Here is a 15,961-nt window from a genome sequence, read left to right as displayed (position 1 = left end):
CCGATAGGGCCGTAGTCAGGCTTTGCTTCGTGTCCGGGCAGATGCCGGATGCGGATCAAAACGCGCGAAAGGTGACGACCGTGAACGTGTCTTTGATGCCGGGAAGAATCTGCACTTTCTCGTTGACGAAGTGGCCGATGTCTTCCTCGTCGTCGACATAGAATTTGGCGAGCAGGTCGTAGTTTCCGGCTGTCGAGTAGATTTCGGAAGCGATCTCGGCATCGGCCAGGGCGCTGGCAACGTCATAGGCCTTGCCCAGATCGCACTTTATCTGCACGAAAAATGCTTTCATTGCCTGGTCCTGCCCAACATCGCACGCTCTAGGTAAAATCGAGCGGCCCTTGTGGCAGACTGCCGCCCGGCTTTCAAGCATCGGCCATCGCTCAGGCTGTTCTAGCCTCGACAATGCTTTCTCGGTCTGGACACAGCTCGCGGCGCCGAATGTTTGCGCTCGGCTGAAACCCTCGAGCACTGCAAAGCGTATAGTATCATGTACCTCGGACAGCGATTTCTCAGGGACAACGGAGACAGGCCATGCGCCGCGCGTTTTTCGCATTCGCAGTCGTTCCATTCATTTTCGCATCCCAGGCCTTTGCTGGCGACGCCGAAGTCAAGGCGGCGCAAACGGTCATCGATGGTCAATTGAAGGCCTTCATCGCCAACGACGGAGCGACGGCCTACAGCTTTGCCGCACCAAATGTGAAACGCATCTTTCCAACTGTCGATACCTTCATGAACATGGTGACCAACGGCTACCCGCCGGTGCGCCAACCGCAGACCTACTCCTTCGGCAAGGTTCGCGAGACGAGCCCGACCTCGATCATCCAGCAGGTGCTGATCGTCGGCCCGGATGGCAAGGACTATGAGGCGGTCTACACGCTCGAACTACAGCCTGACGGCAGCTTTCGGATCACCGGCTGCAGCCTGCGCGCGTCCACGTCGCTCAGCACCTGAGGGTGCTTGAGGAGGGCAAAGTTGTCTCAATCCTGTCGCCGGTAGAGCGTCCAGCTCAGGCCTGAAAACCCCCAGTGTCTCGACGCGTCGGCCCGTTCATACGCCAAAGCGCATGCGGCCGTCGGTTCAACATGTTCGGCTTGCTTGTCCACATCCCCCTCGAGGATCAGCCAAGCCGGCCGGTCGGCGCACATCCTGTTTTCCGGAACCAGCCAAGCCCGACGATCCGTCCGCGCCGCAAAATAATCGACGACCATGGCGGTGCGGAAATCACTGTTGCTCGCATAGGCGGCAGCGCCGTTCCTGGTCATTTCATCGACCATAGCAGCGTACGAGCCGCGTCCGTACTGATAGAATTGGAGCAGCGACGAAATGCTTCCACTCACCACGATCGCCAGTGCTCCCACCGCAAATAGCCTGGCAGTCCCGCGAGCAGCCAAGCCGCGACCGATCATCTCGCCGGCCCAGAGCAGCAGCAATGTTCCGCTGATGATGAAATAGCGCGGAAACTCGAGATTGGGCAGATGTGTCGCCGCCATGAGCAAAGGCAGTCCGATAATCCCGATGACATAGAGGCTGGCCCGGCGATCGCACCAGACACCAGCGGAGAGGCCAACAAGACCGCAGGCGGCAACGATATACGGCCAGTCGCCGAACCAGGGGGGCAGCCCGAACAGAGAGCGGATCATTCCGCCATAGCCCTGCGCGAAGGCGGCAATCGAGAACGGCGAAACACCACCGACACTGAAGCCGAACAGCCTGCCGCCGATAAACACGCAGGCAGCCAGCGGCAGCACGGCAAGCAAGGCCGGCAGGAAGATCGACGCCAGATCCGCAACGACACGGCTGACCCTCGCCGTACGCTGCCAGGCGAGCCACGCGGTCCAGATTGCGAGGACTGCCACCATTCCGATCATGGTGAGATGGCATAGGAACCCGAAAAGGATCGCCGCTGCCAAGGCCGTGCCAGACAACCGTTTGTTGTCGAGCCGGCGCTCCAGAAAAACCACCGAAAGCAGCGTGAAGAGCACAAGGCCGGCATAGCCACGCGCCTCCGAGCCGTAGTGCACCATCGGATAGCTCACGGCAAACAACAGGCTTGTGGCAATCATCGCCCGTCGTCCGTGCGGTGCGGCGGTCGCTGCCGCCGCAACTGTCGTGGCAACACCTAGTGCTATCGACAGGCCTCGCTGGATCAAAGGCGAAGCGTCGGGGCCGATGAGATAGAGATAGATCGAGTTGAGGAAATGATTGTTGTCGTGATTGACGCGCCAGAATATCTGGTCGATCGAGGTCAGCGGCTCAATCAGCGCAAAGCTCCAGATCTCGTCCAGCCAAAGGTCGCCGCGCGCGCCAAGCAAGCGCAAAACCAAGCCGGTCACGGCGATGACCAGAACGGCAAGCAACGACCCCGCCGTCCATTGCTGGACCGCCACGGAGGGCGAAGGCGAAGGCTCGGCGCTGCCATTCGTCCGCACCGTCGTGCCAGGAACTGAAACTTGCCCCGAAACGAACAGGTTCTTGATCCTCGCCCGATGTCGTCCGGCAATGCTTATTAGGCAGACGTTTCAAAACAGTTCATGGCAGGTGCGACTCCTTCCTGGAGCCGGATTCCTGGCGAGCACGCCTACCGGACGGGGAGGTCACCGTTTGCCCATTGCTGCGTGATGATCTCAGCTTGTCCGGCGAACCTGCCAGCCCCGATCGCTTCGCGAACGTCGCGCATCAGCTGCTGGTAGTAGGACAGATTGTTCCAGGTCAGGAGCATCGCCCCGAGCGCCTCTTGCGAGCGCACCAGGTGGTGCAGATAGGCGCGCGAATAGTCGCGTGCGGCCGGGCAGTCGCTTTCCTCATCGAGCGGGCGCGGATCGTCGGCATGGCGGGCGTTGCGCAGATTGACCTTGCCGCGCCGTGTATAGGCAAGGCCATGCCGCCCTGCCCGCGTCGGCATCACGCAGTCGAACATGTCGATGCCGCGCGCCACCGACTTCAAGATGTCGTCCGGCGTACCGACACCCATCAGGTACCGCGGCCGATCAGCCGGCAACTCCGGGCAAGTGATGTCGAGCATCTCCAGCATCACCGCTTGCGGCTCGCCGACGGCCAACCCGCCGACCGCGTAGCCCTTCAGCTCCATCGCCTTCAGCGCCTGCGCCGAGCGCAGCCGCAGGTCCGGTATATCGCCGCCTTGCACAATGCCGAACATCGCCTTGCCGGGCTGCTCGCCGAACGCCGTCTTGCAGCGCTCGGCCCAGCGCAACGACAACTCCATGGCACGCTCGATCTCTTTTTCCTTGGCCGGCAGCGCCGTGCACTCGTCGAGTTGCATCTGGATGTCTGAATCGAGCAGCCCCTGGATCTCGATGGAACGCTCCGGCGACATCTCGTAGGCGCCGCCGTCGATATGCGAACGAAAGGTCACGCCGTTCTCGGTCAGTTTCCTCAGCTTCGACAGCGACATCACCTGGAAGCCGCCGCTGTCGGTGAGGATCGGATAGGGCCAGCGGGCGAATTCATGCAGGCCGCCGAGCCGAGCCACGCGCTCGGCGCCGGGTCTCAGCATCAGGTGGTAGGTATTGCCAAGGATGATGTCCGAGCCGACACCGCGCACCTGATCCATATACATGGCTTTCACCGTGCCGCCGGTGCCGACCGGCATGAAAGCGGGCGTGCGGATTTCCCCGCGCGGCATGGTGATTGAGCCGCGCCGGGCTCTGCCTTCGGTCGCCAGCACCTTGAAGGCGAATGCGTTAGTCATTGAATTCCCTAGCCATCGAACTCCTTGTCGAACACCGGCGCGTCCGGAGCCTGTCGGTCGAGCGACTGCCGGTAGCGGATGCAGCCGCGCATGAATTTCGGCCAGGGCGGCACGGCAATCGCCGGCTCGGTCTTTTCGGGTAAAAGCGACCAGAGGTCGGGGTGATGCCAGCACAGATCATGGCCGGTGGCGTCGCGGTGTTGGCGGATGCCGGCGCGCAGTTTCCTGACCTCGGCGAGCAAGGCTTCGCGGCCGAAAGTTTCCAGGTCATCGTCCATCGTTATCCTCCCTGAACAGAAGACTTGCGTCTCCATAGGAATAGAACCTGTAGCGGTTCTCAATGGCATGCGCATAGGCCGCGTGCATCGTCTGCAAACCGCAGAAGGCCGAAACCAGCATGAACAGCGTCGAACGCGGCAGATGGAAATTGGTCATCAGCATGTCGGCGGTCTTGAAGCGATAGCCGGGCGTGATGAAGATGTCGGTCGGGCCTGACCATGCGGCCAGCCTGCCGTCCTTGCCAGCCGCGCTCTCCAACAAACGCAGCGATGTCGTGCCGACAGCGATAATGCGCCCTCCTTTTGCTCTCGCCGCATTCAGCGCCTCGGCGGTTTCCGGGCTGACCGAACCGGTTTCGGCGTGCATCTTGTGGTCGGCGGTGTCGTCCGCCTTCACCGGCAGGAACGTGCCGGCGCCGACATGCAGCGTGACGAAACGGCGCTCTATGCCCTTGGCGTCGAGCGTCGCAAACAGCTCCGGCGTGAAATGCAGCCCTGCCGTCGGCGCGGCCACGGCGCCCTCCTCCCTGGCATAGATGGTCTGGTAATCGCTGCGGTCGCGCTCGTCGTCGTCACGCTTGGAGGCTATGTAGGGCGGCAGCGGGATGTGGCCGACGGCGTGCAGAGCCTCATCGAGGAACGGACCCGACAGGTCGAAGCCGAGCAGCACCTCGCCACCTTCACCCTTCTCGATCACGGTCGCGTCGAGCTGGCCGAGAAAGCAGGAATTGGCATCATGACCAAAATGGATGCGATCGCCGGCGGCGACGCGCTTGCCCGGCCGCATGAAGGCGAGCCACCGGTCGGGCGCCGTCCGCATGTGCAGCGTGGCTTCAACCTGCGCCGCTGCCTCGCCGCGCCGCCTGATGCCTTTCAGCTGCGCAGGAATGACCTTGGTGTCGTTGAAAACCAGCACATCACCAGCCTTGAGCAGGGACGGCAGGTCGCGCACGGTCATGTCCTCGAGCCCCGCGCCCGGGCTGACCACCAGCATTCTGGCACTGTCGCGCGGCTCGGCTGGGCGAAGCGCGATGCGCTCCTCCGGCAGATCGAAGTCAAAAAGGTCGACGCGCAAGAAATCCCCGCCTCAAGGTTCCGGGCAGGTCACCGCCCAGGCGCCGACACCGTCTATGCTCAATGTGCCGCCCATCGCGAAACTGGACTGCTCGCTGGCCTTGACCAGCCGCAATCTGGCGACGATCGAGCTGAGGCCCTCATCAGTGAGATCGATCAGCATACGCTCGTCGTCCTCGAATGCCTGTCCGACGATGACTTTCGTTGAACCCGGCTGGCCGTCCGTGGTCCATGTCTTGCCGCCGGCATCCAGCCACACGCGCGCCACTGCAATGACGGCTGTGTGTCCCATCAACACGTCGATCGATGCCGCGCCGCCGTCGGCGCCGCAAACGATCGATTCCGTCGCCACCGCCGGAGTGGCCGCCGCGACGAGCACAAATGCGATGGCCGCGACAGCCCGGCTGGTCATTTCACGTCGGCCGCGACCTTGAGCGACACGATCTTGTCGGGATCCTGCACCGGTTCGCCGCGCTTGATCTTGTCGACATTGTCCATGCCTTCGATGACCTGGCCCCACACCGTGTACTGGCGGTTGAGGAAGGCGGCATCGTCGAAGCAGATGAAGAACTGCGAATTGGCCGAGTTCGGGTTCTGCGAGCGCGCCATCGAGCAGGTGCCGCGGCCGTGGTTGGCGTTGGAGAACTCGGCCTTCAAGTCGGGCTTATCGGAACCGCCCGTACCGGCGCGGGTCGGCGCGAAAGACGGCTTATTGGAATTGCCGAATTTCACGTCGCCGGTCTGCGCCATGAAGCCGTCGATGACGCGGTGGAAGACTACGCCGTCATAGGCGCCTTCGCGCGCCAGCTCCTTGATGCGGCCGACATGGCCGGGCGCCAGGTCTGGGAACAATTCAATGACGACCTTGCCCTTGGTCGTGTCCATGATAAGCGCGTTCTCGCGGTCCTTGATCTCGGCCATGTCAGAATATCCTTTTGAAACTTGGGTTTACTTGCCATCCGCGGCGATGCGCACCTTGATCATGCGATCGGGATCGGTCACCGTCCCGTTCTGCGCCTCGTCGCCTTTCTTGATGTGGTCCACCAGTTCCATGCCGCTGACGACATTGCCGACGATGGTATACTGGCCATCGAGCGGCGGTGCCGGCGCGAACATGATGAAGAATTGCGAATTGGCGGAATTCGGATCGTTGGAGCGGGCCATGCCGACCACGCCGCGCTGGTAGTGTTCGGTGCTGGAGAATTCGGCCGGCAGGTCGGGAAGATCGGAACCGCCGGTGCCGACGGCGTCGGCATTGAAGCCGCTCTTCATATTGCCGAACTTGACGTCGCCGGTCTGCGCCATGAAGCCGTCGATGACGCGGTGGAAGGCGACGTTGTCGTAGGCGCCCTGGCGCACCAGCTTTTTGATCTGCGCGACGTGCTTCGGCGCAAGGTCGGGCCTCAGCGCGATGGTCACGTCGCCGTCCTTCAGCGTTACGATCATGGTGTTTTCGGGATCGGCGGCAAACGCCGACACCGATGCGGTCACAAGACCGGCAAGCATGACAAGCAAGAAGGCAAGCTTTTTCAGCTGCATGGGATCTTTCTCCGAATATCTTCGTTCATGCATGTCGTTACCCAAAACCGGGCTCCACTTTTGGGCGACATGCATTTATTTCGCGAATTTGGCGGTGAGCGCGCCGGCCACGGCCGCCGGCACGAAGTGGCGGATGTCGCCTCCCATCGAAGCGATCTGGCGCACAAGTGTGGCGGTAATGGTGCGCACCGAGGGGCTGGCGGGCAGGAAGACCGTCTGCAGCTCCGGCGCCATGGTCTCGTTCATGCCGGCCATCTGCATCTCGTAGTCGAGATCGGTGCCGTCGCGCAGGCCGCGGATCATGATCGAGGCGCCATGCTTCCTGGCCGCGTCGATGACCAGACCGTCGAAGGCGACCACTTTGATGCGCGCACCGTCGCTGCCGAATTCCGCCTTCGTTGCCGTTTCGATCAGATCGACCCGTTCCTCGAAGGAAAACAATGGCTTCTTGCCGGGATGGATGCCGATCGCCGCATAGATGGTGTCCGCCACGGCCAGCGACGCCTTCAGCACGTCGAGATGGCCGTTGGTCAGCGGGTCGAAAGAGCCGGCATAAAGGGCGATGCGTTCGGTCATGGCAGGTGCTTCTAGCGAGCCTCTCCCCTAAAGGCAAATCCGATCGGCAGGCCCGCCCCATGAACCTTTTGGCCGACGTGAACGACAGATGAATGTGCCGCTCACAACGGCTTCACGCAGTGTTCACTAAGTTGCAGCTTCGAAAGATGAAACCAAACACCCATCTAACCGTTGTTAGGCGCAGGAGAACACGCACATGCTGATCTACATGCTCGCCACCGCAATGACCGTCGCCATGCTGATCGCTACCGTATTCGGGTTGCATCAGGAAGCACAGCGAGTCCGCGCCAAGGCCAATACCAAACGGTTCGAAGGCTTCGGCATCCGCAAGCCTTATCGCCACTTCTAGATTGCTGGGGTTTCTTGAGAACGCCGGCCCATAGGGCTGGCGCCGTCGCGGCAAACTCACTCGACGGTAGTGTCAGGCTCCCCACCTTCGGCATCGGTAGCAGCGCCACCTTCAGCATCGACACTCTCTTCGATCTCTTCGTCGGCTTGCGGCTCTGAAATCCGCTCCACCGAAACGACCTTCTCGCCCTCTGCGGTATTAAAGATCGTAACGCCCTTGGTGGCGCGGCTGGCAAAACGAATGCCGTTGACCGGGACGCGGATGACGGTGCCGCCATCCGAAACCAGCATGATCTGATCGTCATTGCCGACCGGGAAAGTCGCCACCAGGCGGCCGATTTCGACCGTTTTCGACACGTCGGTGGCGCGGATACCCTTGCCGCCACGGCCGGTCAGACGGAAATCGTAGGACGACGAACGCTTGCCGTAGCCATATTCCGTAACCGTCAGCACGAACTGCTCATGTGCCTTGAGGAATTCGTAGCGCTCGTCGGAAAGCTCCGCCTCTTCGCCGACCTCCTCATTGGTAAGCTGGATTTCTTCCTCCTCACCGGCGGCAATGTCGACGACAAGCCGGCGTTCAGCCACCACCCGCTTGAGGTAGGCGGCCCGCTCGGCCGGCGGCGCATCGACATGCTCGATCACCGCCATCGAGATCACCCGGTCGCCATCGGCCATGGCTATGCCGCGTACACCGACCGAATTGCGGCTCTGGAAGACGCGTACGTCGCTGACCGAAAAGCGAATGCACTGGCCGGAACTTGCCGTCAAAAGCACGTCGTCATTGTCGGTGCAGGTTTCGACGCCGAGGATCTCGTCGCCTTCCTCGTCCAGCTTCATGGCGATCTTGCCGTTGCGGTTGACCTGGACGAAGTCCGAAAGCTTGTTGCGACGCACCGTGCCGCGCGTGGTGGCGAACATCACGTCGAGCTCGCCCCAGCTCGTCTCATCCTCCGGCAGCGGCATGATGGTGGTGATGCGCTCGCCCTGTTCGAGCGGCAGCATGTTGATCAGCGCCTTACCGCGCGATTGCGGGTTGCCGATCGGGAGGCGCCAGACCTTTTCCTTGTAGACGATACCGCGTGAGGAGAAGAACAGCACCGGCGTGTGCGTGTTGGCGACGAACAGCCGGGTGACGAAATCCTCGTCCTTGGTCGACATGCCGGAGCGGCCCTTGCCGCCGCGGCGCTGCGCCCGGTAGAGCGACAGCGGCACGCGCTTGATGTAGCCGGAATGGCTGACGGTGACGACCATGTCCTCGCGCTGGATGAGGTCCTCGTCTTCCATGTCGGCCCCGCCCTCGGCGAGCTCGGTGCGGCGCGGTGTGCCGAACTCGTCGCGCACGGCGATGAGTTCGTCCTTGACGATCTGCTGGATGCGGGCGCGGGACGACAGGATGTCCAGGTAATCCTTGATCTCGTCGCCGATCGTATTCAGCTCGTCCGCGATCTCATCGCGGCCGAGCGCGGTCAGGCGCTGCAGGCGCAGTTCGAGGATGGCGCGGGCCTGCTCCTCGGAGAGATTGTAGGTTCCGTCCTCGTTGATGCGATGGCGCGGATCGTCGATCAACAGAATCAGCGATTCCACGTCGCCCGAAGGCCAGCGCCGCTCCATCAACTGCTCGCGCGCCGTCTGCGGGTCCGGCGCCGTGCGGATCAGCTTGATGACTTCATCGATGTTGGCAACAGCAATGGCAAGGCCGACCAGCACATGGGCGCGGTCGCGCGCCTTGCGCAGCAGGAATTTCGTGCGCCGGCTGATCACCTCCTCACGGAAGGCGACGAACGCCTTCAGCATGTCGGTCAGCGTCAGCAATTCCGGCTTGCCGCCGTTCAGCGCCACCATATTGGCGCCGAAGGACGTCTGCAGCGGGGTGAAGCGGTAAAGCTGGTTGAGGATGACATCGGCGACGGCGTCGCGCTTCAGTTCGATAACGACGCGGTAACCCTGGCGGTCGCTCTCGTCGCGAATGTCGGAAATGCCCTCGATGCGCTTATCGCGCACCAGCTCGGCCATCTTCTCGATCATCGACGCCTTGTTCACCTGGTAGGGAACCTCGGTGATGACAATCGATTCACGGTCGTTGCCGCGTGGCTCGACGTTGACGCGGCCGCGCATGACGATGGAACCGCGGCCTGTCGAATAGGCGCTGTAGATGCCGGAGCGGCCAAGCACGATGCCGCCGGTCGGGAAATCCGGTCCAGGAATGATCTCCATCAGCGCCGGCAGGTCGATCGCCGGATTGTCGATGAGGGCAATGGCGCCGTTGCAGACCTCGCCCAGATTGTGCGGCGGGATGTTGGTGGCCATGCCGACGGCGATACCGCCGGAGCCGTTGACCAACAGGTTCGGGAAGCGCGCCGGCAGGACTTTCGGTTCGCTGCCCGACGCATCGTAAGTGTCCTGGAAATCGACGGTGTCCTTGTCGATGTCTTCCAGCAACTCATGCGCGACCTTGGTCAGCCGCGATTCCGTGTAGCGCATCGCCGCCGGCGGATCGCCGTCGATCGAGCCGAAATTGCCCTGCCCGTCGATCAGCGGAACGCGCAGCGACCAATCCTGCGCCATGCGCACCAAAGCGTCATAGATCGAGGCGTCGCCATGCGGATGGTATTTACCCATCACGTCGGCGACCGGGCGTGCCGATTTCACATATTTGCGGTTCCAGTGATAGCCGCTCTCATAGGCGGCGTAGAGGATGCGGCGATGCACCGGCTTGAGGCCGTCGCGCACGTCCGGCAGCGCACGGCTGACGATTACGCTCATGGCGTAATCGAGATAGGAGCGCTGCATCTCCTCGATGATGGATATCGGCTCGATGCCGGTGGGGCCGCCGTCGGCGCCGCGCGGTGTCTTTTGGTCGGTCAAATCGGATCACAATCTAATCAGGAATCACTTGGTGCTTATATAGGAAGCCGGCCCGAAACTCCAATAATCGCGGCAGTTTTCCAGTGTCGTTTTTAGCGGCAAATTCAAAAGGATACACCAATTGCGACGATATGGCCGTGGCACCCTTTCACGAGCGTCGCCGGCGGGCGCGATAAGTTCCCGGCGTCTCGCCCATCAGCCGCCGGAAACGGCGGTTGAAGGTTGATAGATCGTTGAATCCCGCCGCAAAGGCGATCGCCGAGATCGCCTGATCTGACGTCCGCAGCCGCACGGCTGCCCTGTGCAGCCGCGCTCTCAGCAGGAACTGATAGGGCGTCATGCCGGCAACGTGCCGGAAGGTGCGCAGGAAATGGTAAGGGCTGGTGGCGGTCTCGTCGGCGAGTTCGGCAAGCGAGATCGGCCGGTCGGCATCGATTTCGATGCGGCGCACCGCTTCGGCGACACGCTTCTGGTCACGGCGACTTGGCGCCCGTCCCCGATCCGTATCGCCGCAAGCCGCTGTCACGGCTGCGCCGGCAATGCGCAGGGCGAGTTCCTCGAACGCGCCGGTGTCGGCCATCTCGCGCGCCGCCTCCGCTTCGGCGAGCAGCGGCACCAGCGCCGACAAAGGCGGCAGGCGCGGCATGCTGAAATCAAGCTGCTTTGCGCCCGCGTCGGCGACGATCCGCTCCATATAGGCCAGTCCGAAATGGAAGGAGAGGCAGCGGTCGCCGGTGCCATGCTCATGCCCGCATTCGTAGCAGGTGCCGGGATTGCCGAGCAGGAGCGCGCCCGGCGCCAGCATCGCCGTGCCCTGGCGCGCACGATAGCGGAACGTGCCGCTGGTCACGGCGGCGACGCAGAAATCCCGATGCTCCTCCTCGAATGGCCTGTCGGCGGCACTAGCGGTGCAGACGACATCCAACACCTGCCAGCCTCGGCCCGACGCCAGCCTATGCGCGCTCGTCGTCATCGCCGAAACATAGCAATTTTTCCCAAGCGCAGAACCCCGGTCGGCCTCTATGCTTACCGGTCTCCTGACAAGATGAGAGCGAAGCCATGTCCAATTCCTTTGCCAAGGCCCTGCACAGCGATGGGCCCGTACCGGCCCTTGCCGAGAAACTGAACCTTTATGGCCGCTTCGTCGGCGCCTGGACGTTCGACGCCACGCGCCATCTCGAGGACGGCCAGGTGCTGACCGGGCGCGGCGAAGTGCATTTCGGCTGGGTGCTCGAGGGCCGCGCGATCCAGGACGTATGGATCCTGCCCGCTCGCGACGCCGGCCCCTCGCCGTCGCTCGGCAAATGGACCTTCTATGGCACGACGTTGCGCGTCTATGACTCAGGCGTCGACGCCTGGCACATCTTCTGGAGCGACCCGCGCAACCAGTATTACAGCCGTCAGCTGGGCCGCGTCGAAGGCGACACGATCGTCCAATTGGGCGCAGACGGCACCGGCGCTTCGGTACGCTGGAGCTTTTCCCGGATCACCGGAGATTCCTTCCGCTGGCTGGGCGAGCGGTCGTATGACGACGGCGCGGCCTGGCGTGTCGAAGTCGAGTTTCTGGCGCGGCGCGCCGCCAGCCCCTGATCCGCACGGTTTCCACTGGCACCGCTTTGCTCTACCAATCCCGTTATCCGGCATTGCCGGCGGGGAGGGTCAGCATGCCGAGCTTCGACAGCCTGTTCAACGCCTTCGTCACCATACTGGTGACGATCGATCCGCCCGGCCTGGCGCCGCTCTTCCTCGCCGTGACCCGCGGCATGAACCGCGAGGAGCGCAACCAGGTCTCCGTGCGCGCCTCGGTCATCGCCTTCCTGGTGATGGCGTTGTTCGCAGTCGCCGGCGCGTCGATCCTGTCAGTCTTCGGCATCACCCTGCCGGCCTTCCGCGTCGCCGGCGGCTTTCTGCTGTTCTTCATCGCCTTCGAAATGGTGTTCGAGCGCCGGCAGGACCGCAAGGAGAAGATCGGCGATGTCGCCATCACCAGGGACATGATCCACAACATCGCCGCCTTTCCGCTGGCGATCCCGCTTATTGCGGGTCCCGGCGCGATTTCGGCGACCGTCCTGCTCTCAAGCTCGTTTCAGGGTTTTAGCGCGCAGACAGCACTTGTCGGCATCATCGCGATCTGCCTTGTCATCACCTACCTGGTGTTCGTGCTGTCAGAGCGCATCGACCGTATCCTCGGCCAGACCGGCCGTTCGATCCTCACGCGGCTGCTTGGCGTCATACTGGCGGCGCTCGCCGTGCAGTTCGTCGCCGACGGCATCAAGGCACTGATGGCGACGTAGGAACCGCCCTACTTCGCCGTCTCGATCACTTCGAAGTCATGGGTGATCACGGCGGTCTTGGCCATCATTGCCGAGGCCGAGCAGTATTTCTCGATCGAAAGCTCGATCGCGCGCTTTACCTTGTCGTGCGACAGCGCCCGGCCCTTGACGACGAAATGCATGTGGATGCGGGTGAACACCTTGGGATCGGCTTCTGCACGGTCGGCATCGAGTTCGACGACGCAATCTTCGACCGCCTCGCGCCCCTTTTCCAGGATATGGACCACGTCATAAGCCGAACAGCCGCCGGTGCCGATCAGCACCAGCTCCATTGGGCTCGGCCCCGGCGTCTTGCCCTCCGGCCCGAACGCAGTGCCTAGCACCAGCTTGTGCCCACTGGCGGACTCGCCGACGAAAGTGCGCTCCTCGACCCATGTGACCCTTGCTTTCACTGATCCGTCCTTTCACCGCTCAAACGCACAACGTCCCGAAAATCCAAGACAGATTTTCGGGACGCCATTTCGTGGCCAAGGTGCTGGCGCTTTTCGCCGCAAGGGCAGTCCGCCCCGAGAAATCAGAACGGGATTTCGTCGTCCAGTTCGCGCGACGAACCACCGCCGGTGCCCTTGTTGGCGCCACCGCGATTGAAACTTTCTCCCGGGCCGGACTGGCCGAAATCGGACCCGCGGCTGGCACCACCACCGGCATAGTTGCCGACCTGGCCGCCGCCCTCGCCCCGTGCATCGAGCATCTGCAGCTCGCCGCGGAATTTCTGCAGCACGATTTCGGTCGTATAGCGGTCATTGCCGGTCTGGTCCTGCCACTTGCGCGTCTGCAACTGGCCCTCGACGTAGACTTTCATGCCCTTCTTCAGATACTGCTCGGCCACCTTGGCGATCTGATCGTTGAAGATCACGACATTGTGCCACTCGGTCTTTTCCTTGCGCTCTCCGGAAGTCTTGTCGCGCCAGCTTTCCGACGTCGCGATGCGGATGTTGACAACCGGGTCACCCGAATTCAGGCGGCGGATTTCAGGGTCCGCCCCGAGGTTGCCCACCAGAATGACCTTGTTGACGCTACCCGCCATGATACTTCTCCGCGCTCATCCGAAACCAGATTTCCGTCGCTGCACCTTACAGGCTATGGATAAGCCCTGCCTGCCGTCGCTGCCTTTTCCCACAACGTTTTTGTTCTCTTTTCGTTCTATAGTACAGGCCCTGCACTGTCAATAGTTGTCAGCAAGAAGTAGTGTCTTGGCGTCGAATTTCCACAGACCATGGGATCGAGGCGAACGCATGAAGACGGTTGCGCATGACGATCAGCCGCAAGAAGAATGGCGGGCGGGGGTAAAGACCCGAATGCATGTCTCGGCCCACAACGGCGCAACTCAACTTTGCATATTCGAACAATGGGTCGAACCAGCGGTTGGCGCCCCGACACATTGGCACCCGGTCGAGGAAGTGCTTACCGTCATCGCTGGCAAGGCCGAGATGTGGATCGACGAAGAGCATGTCGTCTTGACTGCCGGACAGTCGCTTGTTGTTGCCGCGCGCAGGCGACATGGCTTCCGAAACGTCGGCTCCGAAATGCTTCATATCCATGCCGTGCTCGCGTCACCAGTTTTCGAGGCGACGTTCAACGGATCCCCTGACATGGTGAGACGCTGGCTTCCAGCGAGTTTGTAAAACCTCGCCCGTCTTAAAAAACACCGCCTGTCTTAAAAACACGGCTTGCCAAACCGATAAGTATCGACTTATGCTTTTGACATGATCGAAGCAGAGATTTTTCGGGCACTGGCCGATCCGACGCGTCGCGCCGTCTATGAGCGGCTCGCCGGCGGCGAGATGACGGTGTCGGAACTGCGCACTGGCATGCCGGTATCGCAGCCGGCGGTATCGCAACACCTCGCCGTGCTGCGCGGCGCCGGCCTCGTGGTCGAGCGCCGGGCCGGTCGCAACGCCTATTACCGCGCCGATCCGAAGGGGCTTGCGCCACTGCTCGGCTGGATCGAACGCTACCGCGCGTTCTGGCCAGAGCGCATCGAAAGGCTCAAGACGGTTTTGAAGGACATGGACCAATGACCAGCCGAGGCAAAGAACGCGCGGAAATGGCGGCAGACAAGATCGAGTTCGAGTGCGAGCTGCCGGAGCCGCCGGAAAAGGTGTGGCGGGCGCTGACGGTGCCGGACCTGCTCGCGGCCTGGATGATGCCGAACGACATTGAACCAAAGATCGGTAGCCGCTTTGCCTTTAAAGCGCCGGAGGCGCCGATCGAATGCGAAATCCTCGACGCCGATCCCGGACGGCTGCTGCGCTATTCCTGGCGAGAACGGCCGGCGCCCGGCGATACACAGGCGCCGCCCGGCAGCCCGGTGGACAGCCCAATGGACGACAGCCCGGTGGACAGCATCGTCACCTTTACGCTCGATCGCACCGTTTCCGGCGGCACGCATCTGCGCATCGTCCATGATGGTTTTGCTCGGGCAGCGATGCCGGAGATCGCGATGGCAGGCGCCGGCTGTCGGCTTTCGTTTGAAGCGCGCAATCCCAGGCACAAGCAGATCGCCGCCAACATCCCGCGCCTCTTCCTGCGCGCGGCCTGAACGACAATAGTCAACGGAGAGAAACGATGAGCGGCCTTGCCAATCTGGTGCCGATGGTGATCGAGCAGTCGAGCCGCGGCGAACGCGCCTTCGACATATTTTCGCGGCTGCTGCGCGAGCGCATCGTCTTCATCAACGGCCCGATCGACGACGGCACCTCGGCGCTGGTCTGCGCCCAGCTTCTGTCGCTGGAATCCGACAATCCCGACAAGGAGGTCTCGCTCTACATCAACTCGCCGGGCGGCGTGGTGACCAGCGGTTTCGCCATCTACGACACGATGCAGTACATCAGCTGCCCGGTCTCCACCGTTTGTATGGGCTTCGCCGCCTCGATGGCCTCGTTCCTCTTGATGGCGGGCACGCCGGGGCGGCGCATCGCATTGCCCAACGCCAGCATCGTGCTGCATCAGCCTCTCGGGGGTTTCCAGGGCCAGGCCTCCGACATCCAGCGCCATGCCGAGGGCATCCTTCGCACCAAGCGGCGCATGACCGATCTTTACGCCCAGCATTGCGGCCGCACCTACGAAGAAGTGGAACGCACGCTCGACCGCGACTTTTTCATGACCGCGCAGGAGGCGAAGGATTGGGGCCTCGTCGACCATGTTTTCGACACTCGCAAACAGGCCGCGTGAAGCACCTTCGAAGCGATATAAGGGCCGGCAACTTTCAGCGCCGCCGGTCTGGCTTCGGC

General features: G+C 62.3%; 21 protein-coding genes. 8 read left to right on the top strand and 13 right to left on the bottom strand.

Features of this window, described 5'->3' with window-relative positions; all coding sequences use genetic code 11:
- Positions 1–55: 55 nt before the first annotated feature.
- Complete coding sequence (locus tag NKH05_RS05915; RefSeq protein ID WP_023674883.1) at positions 56–292, bottom strand: Lrp/AsnC ligand binding domain-containing protein; 237 nt, start codon at positions 290–292, stop codon at positions 56–58.
- 242 nt (positions 293–534) lie between these two features.
- Here NKH05_RS05915 and NKH05_RS05910 point away from each other — a divergent pair, with 242 nt between their 5' ends.
- Positions 535–954 (top strand): DUF4864 domain-containing protein, encoded by a 420-nt coding sequence (locus NKH05_RS05910; protein WP_023717782.1) that lies wholly within the window; start codon positions 535–537, stop codon positions 952–954.
- Positions 955–980: 26 nt separating this feature from the next.
- Here the strand turns inward: NKH05_RS05910 and NKH05_RS05905 are convergent, their stop codons facing one another.
- From NKH05_RS05905 to coaD, 8 genes are all read right to left on the bottom strand, one after another.
- The gene (locus tag NKH05_RS05905) at positions 981–2,360 is read right to left on the bottom strand and encodes a glycosyltransferase family protein (protein WP_353000793.1); all 1,380 of its coding nucleotides are present in this window, start codon (positions 2,358–2,360) and stop codon (positions 981–983) included.
- A gap of 221 nt (positions 2,361–2,581) precedes the next feature.
- Complete coding sequence (gene tgt, locus NKH05_RS05900) at positions 2,582–3,712, bottom strand: tRNA guanosine(34) transglycosylase Tgt (RefSeq protein WP_352482259.1); 1,131 nt, start codon at positions 3,710–3,712, stop codon at positions 2,582–2,584.
- Positions 3,713–3,720: 8 nt separating this feature from the next.
- Positions 3,721–3,990: a hypothetical protein gene (locus NKH05_RS05895; RefSeq protein ID WP_023717785.1), complete on the bottom strand. Its 270-nt coding sequence runs from the start codon at positions 3,988–3,990 to the stop codon at positions 3,721–3,723.
- Positions 3,980–5,065, bottom strand: coding sequence for a tRNA preQ1(34) S-adenosylmethionine ribosyltransferase-isomerase QueA (gene queA, locus NKH05_RS05890; RefSeq protein ID WP_352587098.1), 1,086 nt, complete (start codon positions 5,063–5,065; stop codon positions 3,980–3,982). Before queA ends, NKH05_RS05895 begins: the two co-directional genes overlap by 11 nt.
- Positions 5,066–5,077: 12 nt before the next feature.
- Positions 5,078–5,476 (bottom strand): hypothetical protein, encoded by a 399-nt coding sequence (locus NKH05_RS05885; protein WP_352587095.1) that lies wholly within the window; start codon positions 5,474–5,476, stop codon positions 5,078–5,080.
- Entirely contained in the window at positions 5,473–5,985 is a 513-nt protein-coding gene (locus tag NKH05_RS05880) for a peptidylprolyl isomerase (protein ID WP_023717788.1), read from the bottom strand. Before NKH05_RS05880 ends, NKH05_RS05885 begins: the two co-directional genes overlap by 4 nt.
- Positions 5,986–6,012: 27 nt before the next feature.
- Positions 6,013–6,603, bottom strand: a complete 591-nt coding sequence (locus tag NKH05_RS05875; RefSeq protein WP_502896295.1) for a peptidylprolyl isomerase — start codon at positions 6,601–6,603, stop codon at positions 6,013–6,015.
- Between the two features lie 75 nt (positions 6,604–6,678).
- Positions 6,679–7,179, bottom strand: a complete 501-nt coding sequence (gene coaD, locus NKH05_RS05870) for a pantetheine-phosphate adenylyltransferase (RefSeq protein ID WP_023717790.1) — start codon at positions 7,177–7,179, stop codon at positions 6,679–6,681.
- A 196-nt stretch (positions 7,180–7,375) separates the two neighbouring features.
- Between coaD and NKH05_RS05865 the strand changes: the two genes are divergently transcribed.
- A complete protein-coding gene (locus NKH05_RS05865; protein WP_023717791.1) occupies positions 7,376–7,528 on the top strand; it encodes a hypothetical protein in 153 nt (50 codons plus the stop codon).
- A gap of 56 nt (positions 7,529–7,584) precedes the next feature.
- Here the strand turns inward: NKH05_RS05865 and gyrA are convergent, their stop codons facing one another.
- Positions 7,585–10,395 carry a DNA gyrase subunit A gene (gene gyrA / locus NKH05_RS05860; protein WP_353025132.1) on the bottom strand — a complete coding sequence of 937 codons (2,811 nt, stop codon included), beginning with the start codon at positions 10,393–10,395 and terminating at the stop codon, positions 7,585–7,587.
- A 148-nt stretch (positions 10,396–10,543) separates the two neighbouring features.
- A complete protein-coding gene (locus NKH05_RS05855; protein ID WP_352789237.1) occupies positions 10,544–11,368 on the bottom strand; it encodes a helix-turn-helix transcriptional regulator in 825 nt (274 codons plus the stop codon).
- Between the two features lie 86 nt (positions 11,369–11,454).
- On the opposite strand from NKH05_RS05855, the gene NKH05_RS05850 reads away from it, so the two are divergent.
- Together NKH05_RS05850 and NKH05_RS05845 are read left to right on the top strand one after the other, a co-directional pair.
- Positions 11,455–11,985 carry a hypothetical protein gene (locus tag NKH05_RS05850; protein WP_352908358.1) on the top strand — a complete coding sequence of 177 codons (531 nt, stop codon included), beginning with the start codon at positions 11,455–11,457 and terminating at the stop codon, positions 11,983–11,985.
- A gap of 74 nt (positions 11,986–12,059) precedes the next feature.
- Positions 12,060–12,689, top strand: a complete 630-nt coding sequence (locus NKH05_RS05845) for a MarC family protein (protein ID WP_023717795.1) — start codon at positions 12,060–12,062, stop codon at positions 12,687–12,689.
- Positions 12,690–12,697: 8 nt separating this feature from the next.
- Here NKH05_RS05845 and NKH05_RS05840 read toward each other — a convergent pair whose 3' ends face one another.
- Together NKH05_RS05840 and NKH05_RS05835 are read right to left on the bottom strand one after the other, a co-directional pair.
- Entirely contained in the window at positions 12,698–13,120 is a 423-nt protein-coding gene (locus NKH05_RS05840) for an OsmC family protein (protein ID WP_023717796.1), read from the bottom strand.
- 122 nt (positions 13,121–13,242) lie between these two features.
- Positions 13,243–13,755, bottom strand: a complete 513-nt coding sequence (locus NKH05_RS05835; protein ID WP_023717797.1) for a single-stranded DNA-binding protein — start codon at positions 13,753–13,755, stop codon at positions 13,243–13,245.
- 208 nt (positions 13,756–13,963) lie between these two features.
- Between NKH05_RS05835 and NKH05_RS05830 the strand changes: the two genes are divergently transcribed.
- From NKH05_RS05830 to NKH05_RS05815, 4 genes are all read left to right on the top strand, one after another.
- The gene (locus NKH05_RS05830) at positions 13,964–14,353 is read left to right on the top strand and encodes a cupin domain-containing protein (RefSeq protein WP_353004220.1); all 390 of its coding nucleotides are present in this window, start codon (positions 13,964–13,966) and stop codon (positions 14,351–14,353) included.
- A gap of 81 nt (positions 14,354–14,434) precedes the next feature.
- Positions 14,435–14,749, top strand: coding sequence for an ArsR/SmtB family transcription factor (locus tag NKH05_RS05825; RefSeq protein WP_023717799.1), 315 nt, complete (start codon positions 14,435–14,437; stop codon positions 14,747–14,749).
- Positions 14,746–15,270 carry an SRPBCC family protein gene (locus NKH05_RS05820; protein WP_023717800.1) on the top strand — a complete coding sequence of 175 codons (525 nt, stop codon included), beginning with the start codon at positions 14,746–14,748 and terminating at the stop codon, positions 15,268–15,270. The genes NKH05_RS05825 and NKH05_RS05820 overlap by 4 nt, the downstream gene beginning before the upstream one ends.
- A gap of 26 nt (positions 15,271–15,296) precedes the next feature.
- On the top strand, positions 15,297–15,902 hold the full coding sequence (locus NKH05_RS05815) for an ATP-dependent Clp protease proteolytic subunit (RefSeq protein WP_352482251.1): 606 nt from the start codon (positions 15,297–15,299) through the stop codon (positions 15,900–15,902).
- Positions 15,903–15,961 lie beyond the last annotated feature (59 nt).

Source organism: Mesorhizobium sp. M1399 (assembly GCF_040317735.1).
Lineage (GTDB): Bacteria > Pseudomonadota > Alphaproteobacteria > Rhizobiales > Rhizobiaceae > Mesorhizobium.
Note: the sequence above shows the minus strand (reverse complement) of the source record. Positions and strands in the feature narration are given on the sequence as shown.

What these genes read in the sequence shown, in the direction of transcription:
- NKH05_RS05915 (WP_023674883.1), bottom strand. Translation starts at nt 292, where the DNA reads ATGAAAGCATTTTTCGTGCAGATAAAGTGCGATCTGGGCAAGGCCTAT.
- NKH05_RS05910 (WP_023717782.1), top strand. Translation starts at nt 535, where the DNA reads ATGCGCCGCGCGTTTTTCGCATTCGCAGTCGTTCCATTCATTTTCGCA.
- tgt (WP_352482259.1), bottom strand. Translation starts at nt 3,712, where the DNA reads ATGACTAACGCATTCGCCTTCAAGGTGCTGGCGACCGAAGGCAGAGCC.
- NKH05_RS05895 (WP_023717785.1), bottom strand. Translation starts at nt 3,990, where the DNA reads ATGGACGATGACCTGGAAACTTTCGGCCGCGAAGCCTTGCTCGCCGAG.
- NKH05_RS05885 (WP_352587095.1), bottom strand. Translation starts at nt 5,476, where the DNA reads ATGACCAGCCGGGCTGTCGCGGCCATCGCATTTGTGCTCGTCGCGGCG.
- NKH05_RS05880 (WP_023717788.1), bottom strand. Translation starts at nt 5,985, where the DNA reads ATGGCCGAGATCAAGGACCGCGAGAACGCGCTTATCATGGACACGACC.
- NKH05_RS05875 (WP_502896295.1), bottom strand. Translation starts at nt 6,603, where the DNA reads ATGCAGCTGAAAAAGCTTGCCTTCTTGCTTGTCATGCTTGCCGGTCTT.
- coaD (WP_023717790.1), bottom strand. Translation starts at nt 7,179, where the DNA reads ATGACCGAACGCATCGCCCTTTATGCCGGCTCTTTCGACCCGCTGACC.
- NKH05_RS05865 (WP_023717791.1), top strand. Translation starts at nt 7,376, where the DNA reads ATGCTGATCTACATGCTCGCCACCGCAATGACCGTCGCCATGCTGATC.
- NKH05_RS05855 (WP_352789237.1), bottom strand. Translation starts at nt 11,368, where the DNA reads ATGACGACGAGCGCGCATAGGCTGGCGTCGGGCCGAGGCTGGCAGGTG.
- NKH05_RS05850 (WP_352908358.1), top strand. Translation starts at nt 11,455, where the DNA reads ATGTCCAATTCCTTTGCCAAGGCCCTGCACAGCGATGGGCCCGTACCG.
- NKH05_RS05845 (WP_023717795.1), top strand. Translation starts at nt 12,060, where the DNA reads ATGCCGAGCTTCGACAGCCTGTTCAACGCCTTCGTCACCATACTGGTG.
- NKH05_RS05835 (WP_023717797.1), bottom strand. Translation starts at nt 13,755, where the DNA reads ATGGCGGGTAGCGTCAACAAGGTCATTCTGGTGGGCAACCTCGGGGCG.
- NKH05_RS05830 (WP_353004220.1), top strand. Translation starts at nt 13,964, where the DNA reads ATGAAGACGGTTGCGCATGACGATCAGCCGCAAGAAGAATGGCGGGCG.
- NKH05_RS05825 (WP_023717799.1), top strand. Translation starts at nt 14,435, where the DNA reads ATGATCGAAGCAGAGATTTTTCGGGCACTGGCCGATCCGACGCGTCGC.
- NKH05_RS05820 (WP_023717800.1), top strand. Translation starts at nt 14,746, where the DNA reads ATGACCAGCCGAGGCAAAGAACGCGCGGAAATGGCGGCAGACAAGATC.
- NKH05_RS05815 (WP_352482251.1), top strand. Translation starts at nt 15,297, where the DNA reads ATGAGCGGCCTTGCCAATCTGGTGCCGATGGTGATCGAGCAGTCGAGC.